20 protein-coding genes are annotated in these 22,693 nt (G+C 57.2%); 6 read left to right on the top strand and 14 right to left on the bottom strand.

Translation table 11 applies throughout. The features are described from left to right. Nucleotides 1-160 precede the first annotated feature (160 nt). Nucleotides 161-1,156: a D-cysteine desulfhydrase gene (locus tag IV01_RS07570; protein WP_032630138.1), complete on the bottom strand. Its 996-nt coding sequence runs from the start codon at nucleotides 1,154-1,156 to the stop codon at nucleotides 161-163. A gap of 375 nt (nucleotides 1,157-1,531) precedes the next feature. On the opposite strand from IV01_RS07570, the gene epsC reads away from it, so the two are divergent. After that, a complete protein-coding gene (gene epsC, locus IV01_RS07575) occupies nucleotides 1,532-2,485 on the top strand; it encodes a serine O-acetyltransferase EpsC (RefSeq protein ID WP_032630135.1) in 954 nt (317 codons plus the stop codon). 74 nt (nucleotides 2,486-2,559) lie between these two features. On the opposite strand, the gene IV01_RS0125335 is transcribed toward epsC, so the two are convergent. From IV01_RS0125335 to IV01_RS07580, 3 genes are all read right to left on the bottom strand, one after another. Continuing rightward, nucleotides 2,560-2,964 carry a hypothetical protein gene (locus tag IV01_RS0125335; protein WP_032630134.1) on the bottom strand — a complete coding sequence of 135 codons (405 nt, stop codon included), beginning with the start codon at nucleotides 2,962-2,964 and terminating at the stop codon, nucleotides 2,560-2,562. A 238-nt stretch (nucleotides 2,965-3,202) separates the two neighbouring features. Beyond that, nucleotides 3,203-4,045 (bottom strand): polymorphic toxin type 44 domain-containing protein, encoded by an 843-nt coding sequence (locus tag IV01_RS27530; RefSeq protein WP_050507810.1) that lies wholly within the window; start codon nucleotides 4,043-4,045, stop codon nucleotides 3,203-3,205. 3 nt (nucleotides 4,046-4,048) lie between these two features. Further along, on the bottom strand, nucleotides 4,049-4,534 hold the full coding sequence (locus IV01_RS07580; protein ID WP_032630133.1) for a hypothetical protein: 486 nt from the start codon (nucleotides 4,532-4,534) through the stop codon (nucleotides 4,049-4,051). 486 nt (nucleotides 4,535-5,020) lie between these two features. Between IV01_RS07580 and betT the strand changes: the two genes are divergently transcribed. Next, a complete protein-coding gene (gene betT / locus IV01_RS07585; RefSeq protein WP_195758805.1) occupies nucleotides 5,021-6,976 on the top strand; it encodes a choline transporter BetT in 1,956 nt (651 codons plus the stop codon). A gap of 145 nt (nucleotides 6,977-7,121) precedes the next feature. Here betT and ntrC read toward each other — a convergent pair whose 3' ends face one another. The 7 genes from ntrC to glnA all read right to left on the bottom strand — a co-directional run bounded on the left by ntrC (nucleotide 7,122) and on the right by glnA (nucleotide 13,424). Next, nucleotides 7,122-8,558, bottom strand: coding sequence for a nitrogen regulation protein NR(I) (gene ntrC, locus IV01_RS07590; RefSeq protein ID WP_032630131.1), 1,437 nt, complete (start codon nucleotides 8,556-8,558; stop codon nucleotides 7,122-7,124). Next, complete coding sequence (gene glnL / locus IV01_RS07595) at nucleotides 8,555-9,640, bottom strand: nitrogen regulation protein NR(II) (RefSeq protein WP_032630130.1); 1,086 nt, start codon at nucleotides 9,638-9,640, stop codon at nucleotides 8,555-8,557. Before glnL ends, ntrC begins: the two co-directional genes overlap by 4 nt. Further along, nucleotides 9,627-9,926: a hypothetical protein gene (locus IV01_RS26715; protein ID WP_154232251.1), complete on the bottom strand. Its 300-nt coding sequence runs from the start codon at nucleotides 9,924-9,926 to the stop codon at nucleotides 9,627-9,629. The genes glnL and IV01_RS26715 overlap by 14 nt, the downstream gene beginning before the upstream one ends. A 37-nt stretch (nucleotides 9,927-9,963) precedes the next feature. Beyond that, nucleotides 9,964-10,608 (bottom strand): DUF4124 domain-containing protein, encoded by a 645-nt coding sequence (locus tag IV01_RS07600; RefSeq protein WP_032630129.1) that lies wholly within the window; start codon nucleotides 10,606-10,608, stop codon nucleotides 9,964-9,966. After that, on the bottom strand, nucleotides 10,592-11,122 hold the full coding sequence (locus IV01_RS07605) for a DUF4124 domain-containing protein (RefSeq protein ID WP_080290358.1): 531 nt from the start codon (nucleotides 11,120-11,122) through the stop codon (nucleotides 10,592-10,594). Before IV01_RS07605 ends, IV01_RS07600 begins: the two co-directional genes overlap by 17 nt. Nucleotides 11,123-11,195: 73 nt before the next feature. Then, nucleotides 11,196-11,762 carry a chorismate mutase gene (locus tag IV01_RS07610; protein WP_032630127.1) on the bottom strand — a complete coding sequence of 189 codons (567 nt, stop codon included), beginning with the start codon at nucleotides 11,760-11,762 and terminating at the stop codon, nucleotides 11,196-11,198. Between the two features lie 255 nt (nucleotides 11,763-12,017). Then, nucleotides 12,018-13,424 (bottom strand): glutamate--ammonia ligase, encoded by a 1,407-nt coding sequence (gene glnA, locus IV01_RS07620; RefSeq protein WP_032630125.1) that lies wholly within the window; start codon nucleotides 13,422-13,424, stop codon nucleotides 12,018-12,020. Nucleotides 13,425-13,757: 333 nt separating this feature from the next. On the opposite strand from glnA, the gene thiI reads away from it, so the two are divergent. Then, nucleotides 13,758-15,212, top strand: a complete 1,455-nt coding sequence (thiI, locus tag IV01_RS07625; protein WP_032630124.1) for a tRNA uracil 4-sulfurtransferase ThiI — start codon at nucleotides 13,758-13,760, stop codon at nucleotides 15,210-15,212. Nucleotides 15,213-15,357: 145 nt separating this feature from the next. Beyond that, complete coding sequence (gene typA / locus IV01_RS07630) at nucleotides 15,358-17,175, top strand: translational GTPase TypA (protein ID WP_032630123.1); 1,818 nt, start codon at nucleotides 15,358-15,360, stop codon at nucleotides 17,173-17,175. Nucleotides 17,176-17,356: 181 nt separating this feature from the next. Here typA and IV01_RS07635 read toward each other — a convergent pair whose 3' ends face one another. The 3 genes from IV01_RS07635 to IV01_RS07645 form a co-directional block, all read right to left on the bottom strand. Then, entirely contained in the window at nucleotides 17,357-17,812 is a 456-nt protein-coding gene (locus tag IV01_RS07635; protein ID WP_032630122.1) for a YkgJ family cysteine cluster protein, read from the bottom strand. A 125-nt stretch (nucleotides 17,813-17,937) separates the two neighbouring features. Then, the gene (locus tag IV01_RS07640) at nucleotides 17,938-19,326 is read right to left on the bottom strand and encodes a DUF3482 domain-containing protein (protein WP_032630121.1); all 1,389 of its coding nucleotides are present in this window, start codon (nucleotides 19,324-19,326) and stop codon (nucleotides 17,938-17,940) included. After that, nucleotides 19,319-20,698: a DUF2868 domain-containing protein gene (locus tag IV01_RS07645; protein ID WP_032630120.1), complete on the bottom strand. Its 1,380-nt coding sequence runs from the start codon at nucleotides 20,696-20,698 to the stop codon at nucleotides 19,319-19,321. The genes IV01_RS07640 and IV01_RS07645 overlap by 8 nt, the downstream gene beginning before the upstream one ends. 106 nt (nucleotides 20,699-20,804) lie before the next feature. Here IV01_RS07645 and IV01_RS07650 point away from each other — a divergent pair, with 106 nt between their 5' ends. Both IV01_RS07650 and IV01_RS07655 read left to right on the top strand, forming a co-directional pair. Further along, nucleotides 20,805-21,317, top strand: a complete 513-nt coding sequence (locus IV01_RS07650) for a dihydrofolate reductase (protein ID WP_032630119.1) — start codon at nucleotides 20,805-20,807, stop codon at nucleotides 21,315-21,317. A 252-nt stretch (nucleotides 21,318-21,569) separates the two neighbouring features. Next, on the top strand, nucleotides 21,570-22,628 hold the full coding sequence (locus tag IV01_RS07655; protein WP_032630118.1) for a phosphorylcholine phosphatase: 1,059 nt from the start codon (nucleotides 21,570-21,572) through the stop codon (nucleotides 22,626-22,628). Nucleotides 22,629-22,693 lie beyond the last annotated feature (65 nt).

Genomic DNA, 22,693 nt, shown 5'->3' with positions numbered 1-22,693 from the left:
GAGCGGTAGCCGGGAAGAGGCCAGTACGTCCATCCGATATTTATCCTCTGAAATGGCGCCTTCCCGGCTAAAGCCGGTCCCACGTCACATCCGCTTGCGAGCAAACACAGAATCTCCCATAGGCGCTTGCATTCCCGCGAGCCAGGATACTGATCGGCTGTTACGCAAACACACCCGGGTAAGCAAACAGCGCTGGCGCTCCTCCGGTGTGGAGGAAGATCAACGGGCCTTCATCGAAGCGCTGGCGGCCGATGCCATCCAGTAAGCCGGCCATGGCCTTACCCGTGTAAACAGGGTCCAGCAGGATGCCTTCATGGCTGGCAACCAGCTTGATCGCCGATAACGTCCCCGCGTTTGGTTCACCGTATCGCGGGCCGAAATACTCGTCCCACAGCTCAACTTTGAAAGCCTCCGGCAGCGCAACGCCCATCAGTTCAGCCGTGCGTTCAGCCAGGCCCTGGACTTTCGGCAGTTGGGTTTCTTCAGGACGCGATACCGTAACGCCAACGACCGGCAAATTCGGCAATGACTCCGCCAGTGCCAGCGCGAGCCCACTGTGAGTACCAGCGCTGCCAGAGGCCAGCACGACTGCGGCGAATTCCAGGCCGGTCTGCTTGATTTGCTCAGCCAGCTCAAAACCCGCCCGCACATAACCCAGCGCACCCAGCGCATTTGAGCCGCCGATGGGCACTACATACGGATTCTTGCCGCTGTTTCTCAGGCGCGCAGCCAAGGCGTGAAGCTGCTCGTCGGCGTTATCGAGGTTTTCAACCAGCTCGACTTTGGCGTCGAACAGCTCCAGCAGCAGACGGTTACCGTTATTCAGGTAGTTGGTGTCTTCGGTCGCAATGGGGTTTTCCAGCAACGCCACGCAGCCAAGCCCCAGGCGCGCGGCGATGGCAGCCGTCTGGCGCACATGGTTGGACTGAATTGCCCCGGCGGTAATCAGCGTATCTGCGCCCTGAGCCAGTGCATCGGCAGCGAGGTATTCAAGCTTGCGGACTTTATTGCCACCCAGCGCCAGGGTCGTGGTGTCATCGCGCTTGATATAGATGTCGCGGCCAGCCCAGAGCGACAGCCGCTCCAGCTTTTCCAAGGCAGTAGGGCCGCCGAGTAGCTGTAGACGATTAAATTCGGCGAGCTTTTGTTTGATCATCATCAGAGGTGAGCCTATAGAGAGTCGTTCGACTATAGGCAGACGTTTCCTACAGGGCAACTTCTTGCGGCTTATGCCATCAGAGCAGAAGGCCTGCCCAATTAGTTATTTTTTCCCACATCAGATTTTCCGTAGAGTGGCCGCATTTGCGGCCAGCGTGAATTTCAGCAGCTATCTAACCCTGTAAAAAAAATCTATGTTTGCCTGCAAGCTTCGCTACGCCAGATTTTCGTGGGACCGGCTTTAGCCGGGAAGAGGCCGGTCCGGTCGCTGCATTGATTCGTCTGAAATGCTGCCTTCCCGGCTGAAGCCGGTCCCGCGGAGTTGCGCTAAGCCACTATTGCAGGCCGTCACCCAAACCGAGGAGAAGTCAGCGTGAGCGATATCCCAGAGGTACCCGCCGAAGGCCGTTCCAGTCACTGGCAGTTGCAGCAGATTGTCAGCGAGTTGCGTGCCGCCCGTGATGACTGGCGGACCCGCAACAAGCGCGTCAGTGGCGAGCATGGCGGTAGGGAGCTGCCTTCCCGGGCTGCGATGCGCGACATCCTTGAAGCCCTCTGCGGTGCCTTGTTCCCCATGCGTCTTGGGCCGGTGGATCTGCGCGAAGAGAGCGAGGATTTCTACGTCGGCCACACCCTCGACGTAGCCCTCAATGCCCTGTTGGCTCAGGCTCGTCTGGAGCTTCGTTACGTAGCTCACCAGCATTCGGAAGCCGTCGACACCTTGGATAAAAAGGCCCTGGACCTGATACAGGACTTCGCCCGAGCTCTGCCCGCCATGCGCACCCTGCTTGATACCGACGTGTTGGCCGCTTACCACGGCGATCCGGCCGCCCGCAGCGTTGATGAAGTGCTGCTCTGCTATCCGGGGATCCTCGCGGTGATCCACCATCGCATCGCCCATCATTTATATCGTGCTGGCTTGCCGCTGCTGGCGCGGATCAGCTCGGAAATCGCCCACTCCGCCACCGGCATCGATATTCATCCCGGTGCGCAAATCGGCCGCAGTTTCTTCATCGATCACGGCACAGGTGTCGTCATCGGCGAGACGGCGATCATCGGCGAGCGAGTACGCATCTACCAGGCCGTAACCCTGGGCGCGAAGCGCTTCCCGGCAGACGAAGACGGCCAACTGCAAAAAGGCCACGCCCGCCACCCCATCGTCGAAGACGACGTGGTCATCTACGCCGGCGCAACCATCCTCGGCCGCATCACCATCGGCAAGGGCTCCACCATCGGCGGCAACGTCTGGCTAACCCGCAGCGTGCCGGCTGGGTGCAATCTGACCCAGGCGAATTTGTTGCAGCAGGATGATGGGGGGCAGAAGTAGGGCGGAAATATGTTGGGTTAATGAGTGGGACCGGTTAGACGAAGGAGCTTGGTCCCACTTTTTCCAATGACGGTTTAGCACGGCCTGCAAGCGACGTCGGTATCGGAAGGGCGAGTGCATAGCATGACTCTGTCCACGTCTGTCGGGCCTTCTGGGCTGATATCTAGGTCACCATTCTTACTTAAGTACAAGTCTGTGCCATACCACTTAGGGCTAACTTTTGCGCATCCCCAATAGACTCGATTTCTCCACCATTCTACGACCATGAAAAAATCCTCCTCGGGAAAAAGCTCCCCTGGCTCTATCGATTTCATACCTGAGTACAGGGTGCCACGGTAAATTCTGTCGTGGGTATTCCAGCGGTAAAAAATTTCATCTTCCCCATCTTCCGGGTAGTGCAGGGTCGCTTTGGGTGTAGCAAAATACCAAACAAAAAATATTGAAGCCATGGCGATAAATAACTTGCCGAATGTCTTCATATTGAATGTCCTGGCTGTTTTTTATAGCAGTCATGTAACTCGACTGCTTCGCCCCAATCTGTCAGGGGTGTGGAAAGTACAAGGTGCATAATTAGCGCAGGAGTTAGGTTGCCATCGGAGTATTGCTGATAAAGCCTTATCCCTATTGATATTGATAAACGGTCAGGGGCATCATCCCACGCGCGTAAACCCTCAACTCCGTTGGAGCGCCGGGGGCCCGGCTTCTCGTTCCAGTTGTTCAATTTTCTCCAGCTATCCGAGCCGATTTGCTCAAGGCCGCGCCATCCAATAATAGGTTTTCCGAAAAGCCAGCAGCAGTTCCAACATAACCGTAATGGATATTAGACCAAATATCATAGAAGTACGTATGCTGACCTTGCTTATGTCGTACTCCGTTGAATTTTCTATTAATGATCGGCTTGTGATCCCAAGGCCGATTCTGCCCAACCCGCTCAGTCCATAATGCAAACGCCCTAGCTTGTTTGGCAAGAGCGAAAGAGTGAAAGTCAGGTTGGCTACCCAGCCGTTTATAAAATGGCAGCGCCATATATTCCCGAGTTTCGGCCACCGGGTCGTAGCTGTTCAGTTCCTTCATTTCCAGCACTGAAGGGTGATTGATATTGCGGTTCATCTCGTCGGCAATGTAGTTGGCGAGCTCTTCCATTCGGTCGGGGTGGTTGCAGAGCTTTGAGCTGACGACGACAGGGGGTATTGGATCAGACGCCCGAGGGGTTGCTGCGGACCTGGTATTTGATTCGCTCACTGTTTGAGCGGAGGCCTTTTGAGCTTGTGGCGCAGGTTTATCCGCTTTTACGTAGGTATGTTTCATCGACGGGATGAACTGAGCGTTGCACGGGCAGGTGCTGAAACTATCCAAAGTCCCTGCCGGGCGCTTGCCATTGCTAGTGATGGTGCCGATGCCACCCCAGATCTTGTAGATCTTGCCGTCCTTACCGCAGCTTACTGGGTCTCCTTCACGCGCATGAGGCATGCCGGCCATGGTGGTGCGTCCATCCCCGGCCATGACTTGGCCGCCGCAGTGGGTCCGGTCGCCTTGGCGAATGAAATGTCCTGTCGCCATGGATTAACCCTCCACAGCTGGCAGGAAGTCCGCTGCACTGGGCACGCCGTCACGTTGTACGAACAGCACTAAGTCTTGTGGGGTGTTGATGATCTGATCGCCGTTACTCAGCAGGCTGCCCACCAATGCGGTATCGCTGTTTTCGTGGCCTGCTCCTGTCACGATCTGCACAGTCTTGCCATCGGGGTAAACGGCGTAATCGCCTTTCTGCGCAACGCGCGCCTGTTGGCCGTCACTTAACTCGATCACCATTTCTGACGTCGCATGCTGGATCACACCGCCGTCGCGGGTTTGGCTGCCTTCAGTTGCCAGTCGGTAAATCGCGATAGGTGGATGGGCATCACAGTGGGCCTTTTGTTGCTGGACGCAGAGGGCGGCCTCTTCATCGAACTCGGCCACTTGCTGATCCGTGAAAGGTGAAGCATCCAGAGTGCGAAGGAATTCCTGCGAGACTTCGTTGGTATACGACGTTGGAAAGGCAGTGCTCATTTCTATCATCCTGATTCGTTGGCTTCGGCATCCGCAGGACTGGTTGTCTCGCGAGAAAACGAACGCTAAACGAAAATTTCGGATGGCTATGTAGGGCAATTCTCTGGAGGGTGAAGGAAACCTCTCTAGATGTTTTCGCCGCAATTGCGTGGAGCAAATGAGTGCGCACTGCGCCTAAAAAAACAGTCAAAAATCGGGCTCGCCGCTTCGGTCACTCGACATGGTTTTATCGCACTGACAGGCGGGAACGATCCCCGTGAAACACCCGTCATAACCTCACTTGAGCCAGCACCCACTGGCCCGCGATTAGGCCTCGCGGGCGCTTCCATGTTTTAATTGAACGCTCGTTCAATTAAAACCGGTGGTTCGCTGCCCGCTCATATCAGGAGGCTTACCCTTGCTTAACCCGTTTGTTGCTGTCTTTTCCTCGGAGTCGGAGGTGCGTGTTTCATGAGTGCATCTGCCCCCGCTAGCGGTTTGGTCCGCATGAATCCGCCGGTTTTTTATTTCGCGGCGACGTTTATTTTGTTGTTCGGTTTGGTGGTCATTGCCTTCCCCGAAGCCTCTGGCCAATGGTTGTTGGCGGCGCAGAACTGGGCGGCCAATACGGTCGGCTGGTATTACATGCTGGCCATGACGATTTATCTGGTCTTCGTGGTGGTCACCGCCTTGTCTGGCTACGGCAAGATCAAGCTCGGTGCCGACCACGACGAGCCCGAATTCAGTTATCTGTCCTGGGCTGGGATGCTGTTTGCCGCCGGGATCAGCATCACGCTGTTCTTCTTCTGCGTCTCTGAACCGCTGACTCATATGCTCGCACCGCCTCAGGGCGAAGGCGGCACAACCGAGTCGGCGCGGCAGGCGATGCAGTTGCTGTTTCTGCATTGGGGCCTGCACGGCTGGGGCGTTTTTGCTTTTGTCGGCATGGCGTTGGCCTACTTTGCGTATCGGCATAATTTGCCGCTGGCTTTGCGTTCGGCGCTGTATCCACTGATTGGCAAACGCATTAACGGGCCGATCGGTTATGCGGTAGACGGCTTCGGCATCATTGCGACGATTTTCGGGCTGGGTGCCGACATGGGGTTTGGGGTGTTGCACCTCAATTCCGGGCTGGATTACCTGTTCGGCATGCCGCATACCCAATGGATTCAGGTCGGCCTGATCACGCTGATGATGGGCGCGGCGATTCTGGTGGCCATTGCCGGTGTCGATAAGGGCGTGCGCGTCATGTCGGACATCAACATGCTGCTGGCGTGTGCGCTGCTGCTGTTCGTGTTGTTCGCCGGCCCGACGCAGCATCTGCTCAACACGCTGGTGCAGAACATCGGTGATTATCTGGGCGCGCTGCCCACCAAGAGTTTTGATGTCTACGCCTACGACAAGCCAAACGACTGGCTGGGTGGCTGGACAGTGTTTTACTGGGCCTGGTGGATTGCCTGGTCGCCGTTCGTGGGGCTGTTCATTGCGCGGATTTCCCGTGGTCGGACCATTCGTGAATTCGTCTTTGGTGTGTTGCTGATTCCGCTGGGTTTCACCCTGGCCTGGATGTCGATTTTCGGCAACAGCGCCATCGATCAAGTGCTCAATCACGGGATGGTCGCGCTGGGCCAATCGGCTATCGATGATCCTTCGCGCACACTGTATTTGCTGCTGGAAACCTATCCGTGGAGCAAAACGGTCATTGGCGTGACGGTGTTCATCAGCTTCGTGTTCTTTGTGACTTCGGCAGACTCGGGCACTGTCGTGCTTTCGACGCTGTCGGCCAGAGGCGGGAACCCTGATGAAGATGGTCCGAAGTGGCTGCGAGTTTTCTGGGGTGTGGCGACGGCGCTGATTACCAGTGGCCTGCTGTTTTCCGGGAGTATCGATGCGCTGAAATCGGCGGTGGTGCTGACTTCACTGCCGTTCTCTCTGATTCTGCTGTTGATGATGTGGGGGCTGCATAAAGCGTTCTTCATGGAGTCCCAGCGCCAGATCGCGCAGCTGTACTCGCTGGCTCCTGCTTCCGGTGCGCGACGTGGCGGTTGGCGTCAGCGCTTGAGTCAGGCTGTGCATTACCCGTCGCGAGACGAGGTTTATCGCTTCCTGGAGCAGACGGTTCGACCGGCCATTGAGGATGTAACCGCAGTGTTTGCCGAGAAAGGCCTGAATGTTGTCACCCAGCCCGATCCGGCCAATGACAGCGTCAGCCTGGAAATCGGCCATGGCGAAGAGCGACCGTTCATTTATCAGGTGATGATGAAAGGCTTCTTCACGCCATCGTTTGCCCGAGGGGGCATGGGTTCCAAGCAGCTGAACAATCGTCGTTACTACCGCGCCGAGGTTCACTTGAGCGAAGGCAGCCAGGATTACGACCTGGTGGGGTACACCAAGGAACAAGTGATCAACGACATCCTTGATCAGTACGAACGCCATATGCAGTTTTTGCATTTGGTGCGTTAGAGAGTGGCTCGCGGCTGAAGCCGCTCCTACGACGGTGCCACACAGAGACCGTAGGAGCAGCTTTAGCCGGGATAGCGTCCTTTGATCCAATAAAAAGCCCGAGGCTGCGTGAGCAACCCCGGGCTTTTTGGTGCGAAGGCTTTAATCAGCCTTCATCACCCTCATCATCGTCACCACCATCGATCTTCATGCCCAATTCCTTGATCTTGCGAGTCAAGGTGTTGCGGCCCCAACCCAGCAATACGGCGGCGTCGCGACGGCGGCCAGCGGTATGCTTGAGTGCGGTTTCGATCATGATGCGTTCGAAGGTTGGTACGGCGCTGTCCAGCAGGCTGGACTGACCGCGTGCCAACGCCTGATCGGCCCATTGACGCAAGGCCTGCTCCCAGTTGGTCACGGGCGCGGCGTCTTGTGGCAGGCTCAGCAGTTCAGGCGGCAAGTCGCTGATGTGCACTTCACGGCCCGAGGCCATGACGGTGATCCAGCGGCAGGTGTTTTCCAGCTGACGCACGTTACCCGGCCAAGGCAGATGCTTGAGGTATTCCTCGGTTTCCGGCTTGAGCAGTTTTGGCTCTACTGCCAACTCCTGAGCGGCACGGCTGAGGAAGTGTTTGGCCAGGGTCGGAATATCTTCGCGGCGATCAGACATCCGCGGGATGTGGATGCGGATCACATTCAGGCGGTGGAACAAGTCTTCGCGGAATTTGCCCGCTTGCACCAGAGTTTCCAGATTCTGGTGAGTCGCGGCGATGATTCGTACGTCGACCTTGACCGGCGTGTGACCGCCAACGCGGTAGAACTCGCCGTCAGCCAGCACGCGCAGCAAGCGGGTCTGGGTGTCGGCAGGCATATCGCCGATTTCGTCGAGGAACAATGTCCCGCCGTCAGCCTGTTCAAAGCGACCGCGACGCAAGTTAGCCGCGCCGGTGAACGCGCCTTTTTCGTGGCCGAACAGTTCTGATTCCATCAGGTCTTTCGGAATGGCGGCCATGTTCAGCGCAATGAACGGCGAAGCCGAACGCGGGCTGTGGCGATGCAGGGCGTGGGCGACCAGTTCTTTACCGGTACCCGACTCACCATTGATGAGTACGGTGATGTTGGAGTGGCTCAGGCGGCCGATGGCGCGAAACACTTCCTGCATTGCTGGCGCTTCGCCAATGATTTCCGGAGTGCGGGTCAAGGTTGGCGCAACGTCCATGCCTTGCTGTTCCTGGGCATGCTGGTTGGCGCGTTTGACCAGGGAAACGGCTTCATCGACGTCGAACGGTTTTGGCAAGTATTCAAAAGCGCCGCCTTGATAGGAGGCTACGGCGCTGTCCAGATCTGAGTGAGCGGTCATGATGATGACCGGCAGACGCGGATGTTGCTCGCGAATGCGTGCCAACAGGTCCAGACCACTGGCGCCCGGCATGCGGATGTCGGAGATGATCACGTCCGGCTGCTGACGGGCCAGGCGGCTCATCACGCCGTCGGCGCTGTCGAAGCTTTGCGTGGTCATGCCTTCCTGCTGCAAGGCCTTTTCCAGCACCCAGCGGATGGAACGGTCGTCATCTACAATCCAGACAGTTTCACTACGGCTCATGTCGAAGCTGCTCCTTGTTCCAGCGGCAGGAAGATCGAAAACGTGGTGTGGCCGGGATGGCTGTCACACTCGATCAGTCCCTGATGCTGACTAATTATGTTCTGCGTAATCGCAAGGCCAAGCCCAGTACCGTCCGGGCGGCCGCTGACCATGGGGTAGAAAATGGTTTCCTGAAGTTCGGCTGGAATACCTGGGCCGTTGTCGATGATTTCGATTTTGCTGACCAGTCGGTGACGGACGTGGCCGATGGTGAACTGACGCATGGCGCGTGTGCGCAGGCTGATACGACCCAGGCGCAACTCGTTCTGGCTGCTGATGGCCTGCATCGCGTTGCGCACAATGTTGAGCACCGCCTGAATCATTTGTTCGCGGTCGATCAATACGTCGGGAATGCTTGGGTCGTAATCGCGCACCAAAGTGATGCAGCCCTGACTTTCAGCCTCGACCAGACTGCAAACCCGTTCAAGCACTTCGTGCACGTTAGTCATGGCCAGGGAAGGAAGCTTGTTGGAGCCGAGCATCCGATCCACCAGGTTACGCAGGCGGTCAGCTTCCTCGATGATGACGTTGGTGTAGTCCTTCAGGCTTTCTTCAGGCAGCTCGCGGGCCAGCAATTGCGCTGCGCCGCGGATGCCACCCAATGGATTCTTTATTTCGTGAGCCAGGCCACGCACCAGCATTTTGGTGGTTTCCTGTTTCGACAACTGAGCCTCTTCCTTGGTGATGCGCAGCAGGCGGTCACGAGGATGAACCTCAAGCAGAAGCATGGTTTGGCCTTGGCTGAGGATTGGCGTCACGGCGTAATCCACCGTGAGCGTCTGGCCGGTCAGGGCCGTGAGCATGGCTTCACGCTTGGTAAACGGATGAGCCTGTTCCACCGCCTGACGCAACGAGCTCAGTGCTTCAGCGGATTCAGTGAACAGCTCGCTGATGAATTGCCCATGGCTGCGCTGGCCGCTGATGGCCAGCAGCATTTCCGCAGCGGGGTTCATGTACTCAAGACGCAAATCGGCGTTGAGCAGAATCGTGGCAGTGGTGAGGTTGTCGAGTAACAAACGGTGCAGCGCGTCACTGATAGTCATTAAAGTCGTTGACCTCTTTTGGCACATTGCAGACCCAGGCGAGCCTTGGATCGCAGGCGCTGGTTGGTCTTACCCAGCTTTGGTAACGCCACGGATACAGTTGTATCCCGCGCAGATAAAGGGCTGTTAATGCCAAGTTGCAAAAACCAAACCAAGGCTCCGAAAAGAAGCGTTTAATCTGCAAAACCGGGCTTTTTTCGGTCGGTGCGTCGCATTGGTTCATCAGTTTCAGACAATCTCGAACCAAAATGGGATGCTGGCTCGGCCGCGCCGCAATATCTTGCACCAATATAGCGCCTGGTTGGCAGTGGCGTGCCCTTGCGTCAGAAGAAAGGCAGGAAGCTGGATTTTTCTTCCGGTTTGTCTTTGAGCGGACACTCCGGACGCACGCCGTACTCAAGCAACTGACAGGGGTTGGCAACGCGTTTCTGTGCCAGCGAGATGCGCTGCATGTGGAAGGGCTGGTTGGGTGTCCTCTCGAGCACCTTGCCGTTTTCGTCCAGGACCACCACTGACAGTTGATGAGTTCCTCGGTCGATGTTCTTCAGCGGGAATACAGGGCTGCGCCCTGGCTCAGCCGTCGGCGCACCGTCTACCAGCAGCTGATAGTTGTGGCCAGGTTGCAATGCTGGATCGCTGGTGACGGTCACGATCATGTCGCCGGGTGTGCTGCGCACTGTGGCGTCCGGCTCGGGTACCAGCACTCTGAGGAGCTGATAGCGAAACAAAGGTTTGTATTTGGCTTTGGCCGGGCTGCTTTGCACCGTTCGTTTTGGCGGCGTCCCGGTGGTGCTGTTGCTGGGCTGAATGTCCACCCGCTTGGCGTTCTTGTGCGGCTGGTCAGTGAAAACCCGATTACCTTCAGCGTCGATGTAGGTGTACACGTCCGCCATTACCGGGATCGACAGTGACATCAGCAGGCACAACAGAGCGCTGCGAACGAAGGTGGAACTACGGTTTGCCGACATGGACTCGCTGCACGGTAAGAGTGATGGTCGGACTTTGCTGGATGATGCGGCCGTTATCCAGTACCACGACAGCGAAGCTATGCTCGCCTCGATCCAGATTGACGACTTGCAAGCGAGGAACGTTGCCCGGCTGCCCATATTGATTGCCATCGACCAGCAGTTGCAGCTGATGCCCAGGTGCGAGGCGCGGCTGAATGGCGACGCCTATAGTGAACGTCCCGTTATTGGCGCGAAGTGCCCCACCGTCGGGCAGGTCCGTCAGCTCGAGCTTCTCATAGGCAACTTCTTTCAGCGGGACTGGAGAGGGAGGGCTTGGGGCGGGCGCGTTCTGGCTTGGCAGTTTCTGCGAATCGACGCTGTTCAGCGGAGGCAATTCGACAACCTTAGCCTTGACCCCATCAGGCGGCTGGTTGCTGAACGCGGTATTGCCGTTGGCGTCGGTATAGCGATAAATCTGCGCTGCGGCAGGAAGCGCGAGCATGATCAGCAGCAGGCAGGTGAGACGTTGAAGCATGCAGACTCCGGTAGCGATAAAGCGGCTGGCGGTGTTGCGCAGCATAGAACACATCAGTTGGGATGCTCAGGTTTCATTTGCGGATCACACACAACTCGCCTGCTGCGCGAATCAGTGCCAGATCGTGAAGGGCATCCGAGGATAGCGTTCGGCGCTGCTGGTTGAGCCAGCTCGGGCATTGCGGATCCTGGCGATAGGGCGCGAATGCGGCGTAATTTTGCAGCAGACGGATTTGTAATTGATCCAGTTGCGGTCGGATTTGCCGAACCAGATCCGGACGGGCTGTGGCGGGCGCGCTGCCTGCTTCGCTCCATTTTGCCAATAAGCCGTACTGCACCAGTTTGTTGGCTTCTATCTGCGCCGCCAGGAATTGGCTGACCTCTTCAACATCGAGCTTGTAAGTGGGCGCAAGCTTTGCGGCCGCAGCGATCACCTGCGCTTCGCGAGGGCTGTCCTGAATAGGCTTGCCGCTGTCCCATTTGGTCAGCGCGACCTGATCGGCGACCTTCAGGCGTTCGCTCATGGTTGTGAGGAGTGGGGCTAGTTGAGGTGGGGCGGGTGGATTCATGGTTGCGTCGGCGCAGCCAGCATTGATGGCGAGTGTTGCAATCAGGGCGGTCAGTCGTGGGAGATTTGGCATGGTTGATCTCGTTTTATTACCCCAGTTGGTGACTGTTGGAGCTCACGAGCAACGCGAGGCAGCGCTTGCGGTGTGTCAGGCATGGCCTCATCGCTGCCTCGCGTTGCTCGTGAGCTCCTACAGGGATTGCTTCCAGATCATGCTCCCGATGCTGCGCAGCCGGGTAGTACATATGTATAGGCGATTAAATCCCGCCCACAAAAAAGACCTCCCGAAGGAGGCCTTTTTTAGCGCGTCATGGATGACGCGACTGGATTAGCAGCTGTAGTACAGCTCGTATTCCAGTGGGTGTACGAAGGTACGTACTTTGATTTCTTCTTCGCTTTTCAGGGCGATGTAAGCGTCGATGAAGTCGTCGCTGAAAACGCCGCCTTTGGTCAGGAACGCACGACCTTTGTCCAGCTCTTCCAGGGCTTCTTTCAGGCTGCCGCAAACTTGTGGGATCTCTTTAGCCTCTTCAGGCGGCAGGTCATACAGGTTTTTGTCAGCTGCGTCGCCAGGGTGGATCTTGTTCTGGATGCCGTCCAGGCCAGCCATCAACAGTGCAGCGAAGCCCAGGTACGGGTTAGCTGCTGGATCCGGGAAGCGAGCTTCGATACGGCGGGCTTTAGGGCTCGACACGTAAGGAATACGGATCGAAGCGGAACGGTTACGAGCCGAGTAGGCCAGCATTACCGGAGCTTCGAAGCCTGGGACCAGACGCTTGTAGGAGTTGGTCGACGGGTTGGTGAAGCCGTTCAGGGCCTTACCGTGCTTGATGATGCCGCCGATGAAGAACAGAGCGGTGTCAGACAGACCGGCATAGCCTTCGCCTGCGAAGGTGTTCTTGCCATCTTTGGAGATGGACATGTGAACGTGCATACCCGAACCGTTATCGCCGTACAGAGGCTTAGGCATGAAGGTCGCGGTGCGGCCGTATGCGTCAGCTACGTTGTGTACGCAGTATTTCAGGGTTTGAACTTCGTCAGCTTTCTTGACCAGGGTGTTGAACTTCACACCGATTTCGTTCTGGCCAGCAGTCGCCACTTCGTGGTGGTGAACTTCAATGACCAGACCCATTTCTTCCATGGCATTACACATGGAGGTACGGATTTCGTGGTCGTGGTCGAACGGAGGAACCGGGAAGTAGCCGCCTTTCACGCCTGGACGGTGGCCTTTGTTGCCGCCTTCTACGTCCTGGTCAGACATCCACGAACCTTGTTCGGAGAAGATCTTGAACATGGAGCCGGAGATGTCGGACTTGAACTTCACTTCGTCGAAGATGAAGAATTCTGGTTCCGGGCCTACGAATACAGTGTCACCGATGCCGGTGGACTTCAGGTATTCCTCAGCGCGGTGAGCGATAGCGCGTGGGTCGCGATCGTAGCCTTGCATGGTCGAAGGTTCGATGATGTCGCAAACCAGGATCAGGGTTGGCTCTTCGGTGAACGGATCGAGAACGGCTGTTGCGTCGTCCGGCATCAGGATCATGTCGGAAGCTTCGATGCCTTTCCAGCCGGAGATGGAGGAGCCGTCGAACATTTTGCCGATTTCGAAGAAATCGTCATCCAGCGCATCGCGAGCCGGCATGGTCACGTGGTGCTGAGTACCTTTTGTGTCCGTGAAGCGCAGATCAATCCACTTTACGTCATGATCTTTGATGAGTTGAACCGACTTCGACATGGTGTCCTCCGGGTGGCTTCGGGCCGTTTTATGTTTTAGGCCCTTAGAATTTGGGTGATGCCGGCGCGAATACTCTGCCAAGGCAACCTGCCTCACAAGGGAGCAAATTGCATGCCAGTGCCCCGAGATGGATTTATTGCCCCAAACCTTAGCAAAAAAGAGCATTTAAGCCAGTTTTCAAAATAATCACGCACCTTAATGATGCTCATCATGGTGCGCGAGACCTTTTTTGGTGCGTCGATGATTGGTTGCACGATAACTGGTTAAACCTTGAACAATTTCCGCTATAATCCCGCCCCCTCTTTTTCGGCTGGCACCTCGCGCGCTGTTTTCATGAAACTAATCGTAAAAGTCTTCCCCGAGATCACTATCAAAAGCCCGCCGGTGCGCAAGCAGTTCATCCGTCAGCTGGGCAAGAACATCCGTACCGTGCTCCGCGATCTGGACCCGGCACTGGTGGTGGATGGTGTGTGGGACAACCTCGAGGTGCAGACCCGGCTGACTGATCCGAAGATCCTGCAGGAAATGACCGAGCGCCTGAGCTGCATGCCGGGCATCTCCAATTTCCTGCAAGTGGCCGAGTATCCGCTGGGTGACATGGACGACATCGTTGCCAAGTGCAAGCTGCACTACGGTGATCTGCTGCCGGGCAAGATGTTTTCAGTGCGCTGCAAACGGGCAGGCAAGCACACCTTCAGCTCCATGGATGTCGAAAAATACGTCGGCAGTCAGTTGCGTCAGCAGTGTGGTGCGGCCGGTATCGAGCTGAAAAAGCCGCAAATCGTGGTGCGGATGGAAATTCGCGACAAACGGTTATTCGTGATTCACAGCCAGCACAACAGCATCGGCGGTTATCCGCTGGGCGCCCTCGAACAGACCCTGGTGTTGATGTCCGGCGGTTTCGATTCGACGGTGGCGGCCTATCAGGTCATGCGCCGTGGGCTTATGGCGCATTTCTGCTTCTTTAATCTGGGCGGTCGTGCCCATGAGTTGGGCGTGATGGAAGTCGCGCATTTCATCTGGAAGAAGTACGGCAGTTCCCAGCGAGTGCTGTTTGTCAGCGTGCCTTTCGAGGAAGTTCTCGGAGAAATTCTGCAGAAAGTCGATAACAGTCATATGGGTGTAGTTTTGAAGCGTATGATGTTGCGCGCTGCATCCTCTATCGCTGATCGTCTAGAAATCGATGTGCTGGTAACCGGCGAAGCGATTTCTCAGGTTGCCAGTCAGACGCTGCCCAACCTTTCGCTGATCGACAGCGCGACCGACAAACTGGTTTTGCGTCCGCTGATCACCAGCCACAAGCAGGACATCGTCGATCAGGCGGTGGAAATCGGCACTGCCGATTTCGCCAAGCACATGCCTGAGTATTGCGGGGTGATTTCGATCAACCCGAAAACCAACGCCAAGCGTAATCGCGTTGAGTACGAAGAGCAGCAGTTCGACATGGCAGTTCTTGAGCGAGCGCTCGAAAATGCCAAGCTGGTATCGATTGATCGGGTTATCGACGATCTGAGTCGCAGTGTCGAGATAGAAGAAGTCAGTCAGGCATTGGCCGGGCAGGTCATCATCGACATCCGTCACCCGGATGCTCAGGAAGATCAACCGCTGATACTGCCTGGCATAGAAATACAGGCGTTGCCGTTCTATGCACTGAACAGCCGCTTCAAGGAACTGGATAACACGCGCCAGTACCTGTTGTATTGCGACAAAGGCGTCATGAGTCGCCTGCATGCTCACCATTTGCTCAGTGAGGGGTATGCCAATGTGCGCGTTTATAGACCGAGCTAAGTGCCCGGGGCTGTTTGCCTGTGGCTTGCGTCACCGGCCCCCCGACGCCAGTCGTCTAGCCGTAACGGCTTTTGGCCGACTCTGACGTTATAAATAGCTGTATAGAAGTATCCAGCTGACCGAATCCTCTGATCGAGATACACAAGTGATCGAAAATCTACGCAACATCGCCATCATTGCTCACGTTGACCATGGTAAAACCACCCTGGTAGACAAACTCTTGCGTCAATCCGGCACTCTGGAACGCGGCGAGCTCAACGACGAGCGCGTGATGGACTCCAACGACCAGGAGAAAGAGCGCGGTATTACCATTCTGGCGAAAAACACCGCCATCAACTGGAACGGCTACCACATCAACATCGTGGATACCCCGGGCCACGCCGACTTCGGCGGTGAAGTTGAGCGCGTAATGTCGATGGTTGACTCCGTGCTGCTGCTGGTTGACGCTCAAGACGGCCCTATGCCGCAAACCCGTTTCGTGACCAAGAAGGCTTTCGAAGCCGGCCTGCGTCCAATCGTGGTCATCAACAAGGTTGACCGTCCAGGCGCGCGTCCGGACTGGGTTCTGGATCAGATCTTCGACCTGTTCGACAACCTGGGTGCTACCGAAGAACAACTGGACTTCAAAGTCGTTTACGCCTCTGCGCTGAACGGTATTGCCGGTCTGGACCACGCCGAAATGGCCGAAGACATGACCCCGCTGTACCAGGCAATTGTCGACCACGTTCCGGCTCCACAGGTTGACCGTGACGGTCCGTTCCAGATGCAAATCTCGGCACTGGACTACAACAGCTTCCTGGGCGTCATCGGTGTTGGTCGTATCGCTCGCGGTAAGGTCAAGCCAAACACTCCGGTTGTTGCCATCGACATCGACGGCAAGAAGCGTAACGGCCGTATCCTGAAGCTGATGGGTCACCACGGTCTGCACCGTATCGACGTTGAAGAAGCAGCTGCCGGCGACATCGTCTGCATCAGCGGCTTCGACCAGCTGTTCATCTCCGACACTCTGTGCGACCCACTGAACGTCGAAGCGATGAAGCCGCTGACCGTTGACGAACCAACCGTTTCCATGACCTTCCAGGTAAACGACTCGCCTTTCTGCGGTAAAGAAGGCAAGTTCGTCACCAGCCGTAACATCAAGGAACGTCTGGACAAAGAGCTGCTGTTCAACGTTGCTCTGCGCGTTGAAGAAGGCGACACCGCTGACAAGTTCAAGGTTTCCGGCCGTGGTGAGCTGCACCTCTCGGTTCTGATCGAAACCATGCGTCGCGAAGGCTTCGAAATGGGCGTTGGTCGTCCGGAAGTGATCATCCGTCTGGTAGACGGCGTGAAACACGAACCGTACGAAAACGTCACCATCGACCTGCCTGAAGAGTCGCAAGGCGCAATCATGGAGCAGATGGGTAACCGTAAAGGCGACCTGACCAACATGGTTCCGGATGGCAAAGGCCGTGTTCGCCTTGAGTACAACATCCCGGCTCGTGGCTTGATCGGTTTCCGTAACGAGTTCCTGACTCTGACTTCCGGTGCTGGCATCCTGACCTCGATCTTCGACCGTTACGACGTGATGAAGTCCGGCGACATGTCCGGCCGTCAGAACGGCGTTCTGGTTTCGGTTGCTACCGGCAAGGCGCTGACCTACTCCCTGGAAACTCTGCAGGCACGTGGCAAGCTGTTCCTGGGCCACGGTGAAGACGTGTACGAAGGTCAGATCGTCGGCATCAACAGCCGCGACAACGACCTGGGTGTAAACCCAACCAAGGGCAAGAAGCTCGACAACATGCGTGCTTCCGGTAAAGACGAAACCATCGCTCTGGTTCCGCCTATCCGTTTCACCCTGGAACAAGCGCTGGAATTCGTTCAAGAAGACGAATTGTGCGAAGTGACTCCAAAGTCGATTCGCCTGCGTAAGAAAATCCTTGGCGAAAGCGAGCGCACCCGCGCTGCCAAGAAAGGCAACTGATTAATCAGTTAGTCTGCTAAAAACAAAACGCCCCCGATCGCAAGATCGGGGGCGTTTTTGTTTGTGTGGTGATGGGTGAGGCAAGACTAGTTGTGGGGCCGGCTTTAGCCGGGAAGGCGGCATGCCTGAAAACTTATGCTTTGGATGTACCGGCCTCTTCCCGGCTAAAGCCGGTCCCACATCAAAACTTCGGAAACGGCACGCTGGTGTTGTTTTTCAGGGTCCCGGTGGCCTGACGCACGACATCCTTGGGCTTATAAGCGCAGTAGCCTGGGCGCGGGCCGATCTTGGGATGGTTGCGGCAGGTATCCGGACGCTTGTCGTAAATGGTGCACATGCGGCTTTTACGGTCCAGATATAGGCAGTCGTTGTTGCTCATGCGCTGCAACGTGAAGATCTCTGACTTCTGGTTATAGCGTTCGACGATGCCTTCTTTCTGCAAACGCTTGGCGATGTTCTTGGCCGGCTCGCCGCGTTCGAAATCATCAACGATGCCGATGCGAATCAGATCCTTGATCTTCACTTCAACAGGCAGCGTGCAGCAGCTGGAGACACAGCCCCCGCACATATGGCTGGAGTATTTGGCCCAGGTATCGATACGGTCGAGTTCTGCGGCGGCGATCAAGGTCGGTTTCATGGGGAATACGGTTCCGGGTGTATCGGGCGCGCGATGATACCGGTGTCCGGGGAAATCGAGTAATCAAAAATTACCAATGCGACTGGTGGACATGGATCTGGGAGGAGATTGCTTGTGGGAGCAGATCACGATTCGAATATAACTCGCGCCAACTCTTCTATCTGCTCCTGCCGCTCCGGCTGATTGAGTTTCGCCCCCGGATTGAGCGATGACCACTGCGGATGGGCGCGGGCCTTGTGCAGGGCTTCGGGGAGTTTGCCTTCGCGCCAGGTTTTATCTTGCGGGGTGGTGAGCTGGATGCTCTCCATCGCCGCATGGCCCCGTGCGCCGAGAGCCTGGAGCAAATGGCGCTGGCGCAGCGCAAGCAGGCGCAGAACGGCATCATCAACGGTCAGCTCCCGTTGGCCTTTGAATTTACCCATCAACCTTCCACCGTAGCTGCGCGCAGTCTGCAAAGCTCCACCGGCGATGGCGCCGACCAGCGCGGCGGCGCCGAGGGTGATGCCACCGACCAGCAGGTCTACACCAGCGCCCGCCGCCGCTCCGGCAGCGATGCCGCCACCGACTCGCACGCCAAGCTGCTTGAGGGTTTCCGGGTTGAACAAATCGTCACCCCAGCGCCCATCCAGCAACGGTAGATCGCTGGCTGCCGCATCCTGGACACGGAAGGCATACAGCTTGAGCAACTCTTCAACACAGCGTTGCTCTCGCTGACGCACGGCTTTGCGCAGCTCATCGATAGCCTGTTGCTCCTGCCCGGCCTCGGTAGAAACACTGCGTCGGCAGGCGGCGCAGTCGATCAGCAATTGGGCGATCAGGCGAGCGGCGCTTTGCAGGCGCGCTTGGCGCTGGACTTCCTGATCAAGGATCAAGCGCTCAAGTTGACCTCGGGAGTTTTCCAGTAACAGAGCCAGGCTTTCATACAAGCGGCGCTCACCATCTTCCGGTGGGGCGACGCTGTCGAAGCGAACCAGCGCATGCAGACCCAGTCGCGCCAGCGCTTCGCGCCACGCCGGTTCGCGATGCTCGGCGCTGCTGACGAAATTCAGCACTGGCAGCAGTGGCTTACCGCAACTGGCAAGGATCGACAGCTCATCCCGGTATTTGGCGAGCACCGGTTCCCGGGCGTCGATTACATAGAGGCCGGCATCCGATGCGAGTAGTTGGCGCAACACTTTGGCTTCCTGTTCAAAGCGCTGCCGAGCTTCGCTGCTGTCGAGGAAGCGTGCCAGCCGCGCCGGCCCATCCAAGCGCTCGCCGGGGCGATCCAGACGTTCCAGATAATCCAGCAGCGCAATGGCATCTTCCAGGCCAGGCGTGTCGTACAGTTCGAGGAGCGCCACGCCATCCACCGAGAGCCGTGCGCCTTCCACGTGACGCGTGGTGCTGGGGCGATGGGAGACCTCACCGAAACCGACATCCCGAGTCAGGGTGCGCAGCAACGAGGTTTTGCCAACGTTCGTGTGGCCGACCACTGCCAGTTTCAGGGCGCGGATGTCGTGCGAGTCAGTCATCACCGGTCTCCAGCCAGTTCAGTGGCGGTTGTTCGCTGCCGGGTAACTCCAGCTGATGCAGTGCGGTTTGCCAGTCACCGACACGCTCTGCGTCCAGATGCTGCCCTGCCGGTGCGGGTAACAGCCAGATGCGCGTCGAGCCTGCGCAACGGGCCAGCTCGGCAATTAACGCGAGGCTGCCCCGATCTGGAGAGCGCCGCGGATCACAGGCAATCAGTAAGCGCGCAGGCGGGAAGCGGGTCAGTTGGTCCAGCAATTTAAGGCGCGATTCGCGGCTGTCGAGAATGCCTGCGTCGGCCACTGTCTCTGGCAACTTGGGCGGCCAAGGCTGCTCATCGTCCAGTTCGATCGCCACCAGCAGCGCGCCATTGCTGTTTTGCGCGCCGCTATTGGGAAGTACTTGATGCAGTTGCTCGGGTGCAGCATCACTGACCCCAAGTCGCTCGCTGCTGGGCATCAGGCGTTCACGCAATTGGTTGTAGCCGGGCAGGGTCAGATCTAGGCTCAGCGCATCCCGACCCTTTCGCCAACGCCATAGGCAGATCAGCGCGAGGATCAGACGTGGCGCAATGCCGTACACCAGAAGCACACCCACCAGCCATGCCGCCCATGCCTGACGACCTGTTTCCACAAGCAGGGCGCTGTCGCCACTGGCGCGGATCATGGCCTCACTCGGCACGCTGAAGCCCAGCAACCCCGGGAGTGAGCCCAAGGTCTGCGTCAGGCTGACGAAGGTGTCGCTGCCCAGAATTGTGGTTTCCCAGATGAAGCCGTAGCGCCGCGTGGCCATCAGCAACAGCAACAGCACCAGCGCGCTGACCAGCGCCAGCAGCCACAGGCTATGGATCAGTGCACCCAACGCCCAGCGATTCAGGCGTTGGCGCTGCAACAGGACAAGCAAGGCGGGGGCGATCTGCGCCGCTTGGGCATCGCGGGCAAGCTTTTCGCTGAGCCAGAGCCAGATACGACCCAGGCTCGCAGTGCTTTGCCCGGAAACGCTAAAGCTCAATGCCCAGCTGATCAGCAGAATAAGGTTCAGCCCCAACAGGCTGCCCAGCGCCCAGAACACATTGACCGGAGTCTGGCCGTCACCAAGGGCGGCAAATGCCAGGCCTGCGCCACTGATGACCGAAAATATCGCCAAGGCAATCAGCGCCAGGCGGGCCCCTTGTTTCCAGTGCCGCAGGGCGCCGAGCATGCCGTCGCGTTCGGCCAGCCACAGGGCGCGGCTTTTGATGCGGCTTGAGAGATCGCCAGCATCGGCTTTGGCGCGGCGGTTGGCTTCAAGGTCTTCCAGTGGGCCAGCCTGTTCTTCGCGCAGGCGCACGGCTTCGGTCAGCCACAGGGTGTCGAGGGGAGTCAGAGCAGTCACACGGTGTCTCGTTGATTGAATCAGTGGGTGAGCATAACCTCTGCGCCCTCTATTCGAGCAATAAGCCCGGTACGAATTCCGTGTCGGCGTCTGTTATTCTCGCGCCATGAAAAAACACCTCCCCCTCAGCCTGATTGCCGCCCTTGGTGAGAACCGAGTGATTGGCGTCGACAATTCCATGCCCTGGCATTTGCCGGGGGATTTCAAATATTTCAAGGCGACGACCCTTGGCAAGCCGATCATCATGGGCCGCAAGACCTGGGATTCGCTGGGCCGACCGCTGCCAGGCCGCCTGAACCTGGTGGTGACCCGGCAAGCGGATCTGCAACTGGACGGTGCCGAAGTGTTCACTTCCCTGGAATCTGCCGTGGCACGTGCTGAAGACTGGGCACGTGAGCAGGGAGTATCCGAAGTAATGCTGATTGGCGGCGCTCAGCTGTATGCCCAAGGGCTGGCGCAGGCCGATCGTTTGTACCTTACCCGCGTTGCGTTGAGCCCTGAGGGCGATGCCTGGTTTCCGGAGTTTGATCTGGCAGATTGGTTATTAATTTCTGAAGATAAATATCCTGCTCTGGATGATAAGCCAGCCTATACCTTTGAGGTTTGGCAGCGCCGGTAGGCGACGTGGGACCGGCTTCAGCCGGGAGGGGGCCCGTACATCCAATGTCTATTTCTGTCAGGGGTTGCCCCTTCCCGGCTAAAGCCGGTCCCACGACATCTGGTAATGGCTGCAACAAATGTCGCAATCGACGATCCCTGTCGCGAATTGTTGTTGCCATGACGCCTTCTGAACACGGGCAGTCGCTGACATCTCCAATCAGTCACAGCAATTTGTTACGGTCGGACCTCTTATTTTCGGAGGGACACCACTATGAAGTTCGCGTCAGGATTGCTTGCCGCTGCATTCTGCCTGGGTATGGCCGGTCAGGCTTACGCGGCCACCGAGCTGAAACACTGGCCTGAGCCTGCCGCCAAGGCCCTCGACGCCATGATCACCGCCAATGCCAACAAGGGTAACTACGCGGTTTTCGACATGGACAACACCAGCTACCGCTTCGACCTCGAAGAGTCGCTGCTGCCGTACATGGAAAACAAAGGCCTGATCACTCGGGAAAAACTCGACCCCTCCCTGAAGCTGATGCCGTTCAAAGACACGGCTGAGCACAAAGAAAGCCTGTTCAGTTACTACTATCGCTTGTGCGAAGTCGACGACATGGTCTGCTACCCGTGGGTGGCGCAGGTGTTCTCCGGTTTCACCCTCAAGGAACTCAAAGGCTACGTCGATGAGCTGATGGCTTCAGGCAAGCCGGTTCCGGCCACCTATTTCGATGGGGATGTGGTCAAGAAGCTTGATGTAGAACCGCCTCGGATCTTCACCGGGCAGAAAGAGCTGTTCAACAAACTGATGGAAAACGGCATTGAGGTCTATGTGATGACCGCGGCTTCCGAAGAACTGGTGCGCATGGTCGCGGCTGATCCGAAGTATGGGTACAACGTCAAACCGCAGAATGTCATTGGCGTAAGCATGCTGCTCAAGGATCAGAAAACCGGCGAGCTGACCACCGCGCGCAAACAAATCACGGCCGGCAAGTATGACGAGAAGGCCAACCTCGGCCTTGAGCTGACGCCGTACCTGTGGACTCCGGCTACCTGGATGGCAGGCAAGCATGCGGCGATTCTGACCTACATCGATCAGTGGAAAAAACCGGTTCTGGTCGGTGGCGATACGCCAACCAGTGATGGCTACATGTTGTTTCACGGTGTGGACGTCAGCAAAGGCGGCGTGCATTTGTGGATCAACCGCAAAGACAAATACATGACCCAGCTGAACGGCATGATCAAAAGCAACGCCGAAGCCCAGGCCAAAGAAGGCTTGCCGGTGACGGCGGACAAGAACTGGGTGATCGTCAAGCCGGATGAGATTCAGTAAATAACCGAATGACGTGACCTTTGTGGGAAATTCTATGTTTGTCCGTAATCTGACGTGGGACCGGC

Origin of the sequence: Pseudomonas syringae, from assembly GCF_000737245.1 — a bacterium.
GTDB lineage: Bacteria > Pseudomonadota > Gammaproteobacteria > Pseudomonadales > Pseudomonadaceae > Aquipseudomonas > Aquipseudomonas syringae_J.
The sequence above is the reverse complement of the archived record's forward strand: the minus strand, read 5'-3'. Positions and strand labels throughout refer to the sequence as shown.

Excerpts from the sequence above, each read along its gene's own strand:
- IV01_RS07580 (WP_032630133.1), bottom strand. The coding sequence starts at position 4,534 with ATGAGCACTGCCTTTCCAACGTCGTATACCAACGAAGTCTCGCAGGAA.
- thiI (WP_032630124.1), top strand. The coding sequence starts at position 13,758 with ATGAAACTAATCGTAAAAGTCTTCCCCGAGATCACTATCAAAAGCCCG.
- IV01_RS07640 (WP_032630121.1), bottom strand. The coding sequence starts at position 19,326 with ATGACTGACTCGCACGACATCCGCGCCCTGAAACTGGCAGTGGTCGGC.
- betT (WP_195758805.1), top strand. The coding sequence starts at position 5,021 with ATGAATCCGCCGGTTTTTTATTTCGCGGCGACGTTTATTTTGTTGTTC.
- IV01_RS0125335 (WP_032630134.1), bottom strand. The coding sequence starts at position 2,964 with ATGAAGACATTCGGCAAGTTATTTATCGCCATGGCTTCAATATTTTTT.
- IV01_RS07655 (WP_032630118.1), top strand. The coding sequence starts at position 21,570 with ATGAAGTTCGCGTCAGGATTGCTTGCCGCTGCATTCTGCCTGGGTATG.
- ntrC (WP_032630131.1), bottom strand. The coding sequence starts at position 8,558 with ATGAGCCGTAGTGAAACTGTCTGGATTGTAGATGACGACCGTTCCATC.
- IV01_RS07650 (WP_032630119.1), top strand. The coding sequence starts at position 20,805 with ATGAAAAAACACCTCCCCCTCAGCCTGATTGCCGCCCTTGGTGAGAAC.
- glnA (WP_032630125.1), bottom strand. The coding sequence starts at position 13,424 with ATGTCGAAGTCGGTTCAACTCATCAAAGATCATGACGTAAAGTGGATT.
- glnL (WP_032630130.1), bottom strand. The coding sequence starts at position 9,640 with ATGACTATCAGTGACGCGCTGCACCGTTTGTTACTCGACAACCTCACC.
- IV01_RS07605 (WP_080290358.1), bottom strand. The coding sequence starts at position 11,122 with ATGCTTCAACGTCTCACCTGCCTGCTGCTGATCATGCTCGCGCTTCCT.
- IV01_RS07570 (WP_032630138.1), bottom strand. The coding sequence starts at position 1,156 with ATGATCAAACAAAAGCTCGCCGAATTTAATCGTCTACAGCTACTCGGC.
- IV01_RS07635 (WP_032630122.1), bottom strand. The coding sequence starts at position 17,812 with ATGAAACCGACCTTGATCGCCGCCGCAGAACTCGACCGTATCGATACC.
- IV01_RS07600 (WP_032630129.1), bottom strand. The coding sequence starts at position 10,608 with ATGTCGGCAAACCGTAGTTCCACCTTCGTTCGCAGCGCTCTGTTGTGC.
- IV01_RS07610 (WP_032630127.1), bottom strand. The coding sequence starts at position 11,762 with ATGCCAAATCTCCCACGACTGACCGCCCTGATTGCAACACTCGCCATC.
- IV01_RS27530 (WP_050507810.1), bottom strand. The coding sequence starts at position 4,045 with ATGGCGACAGGACATTTCATTCGCCAAGGCGACCGGACCCACTGCGGC.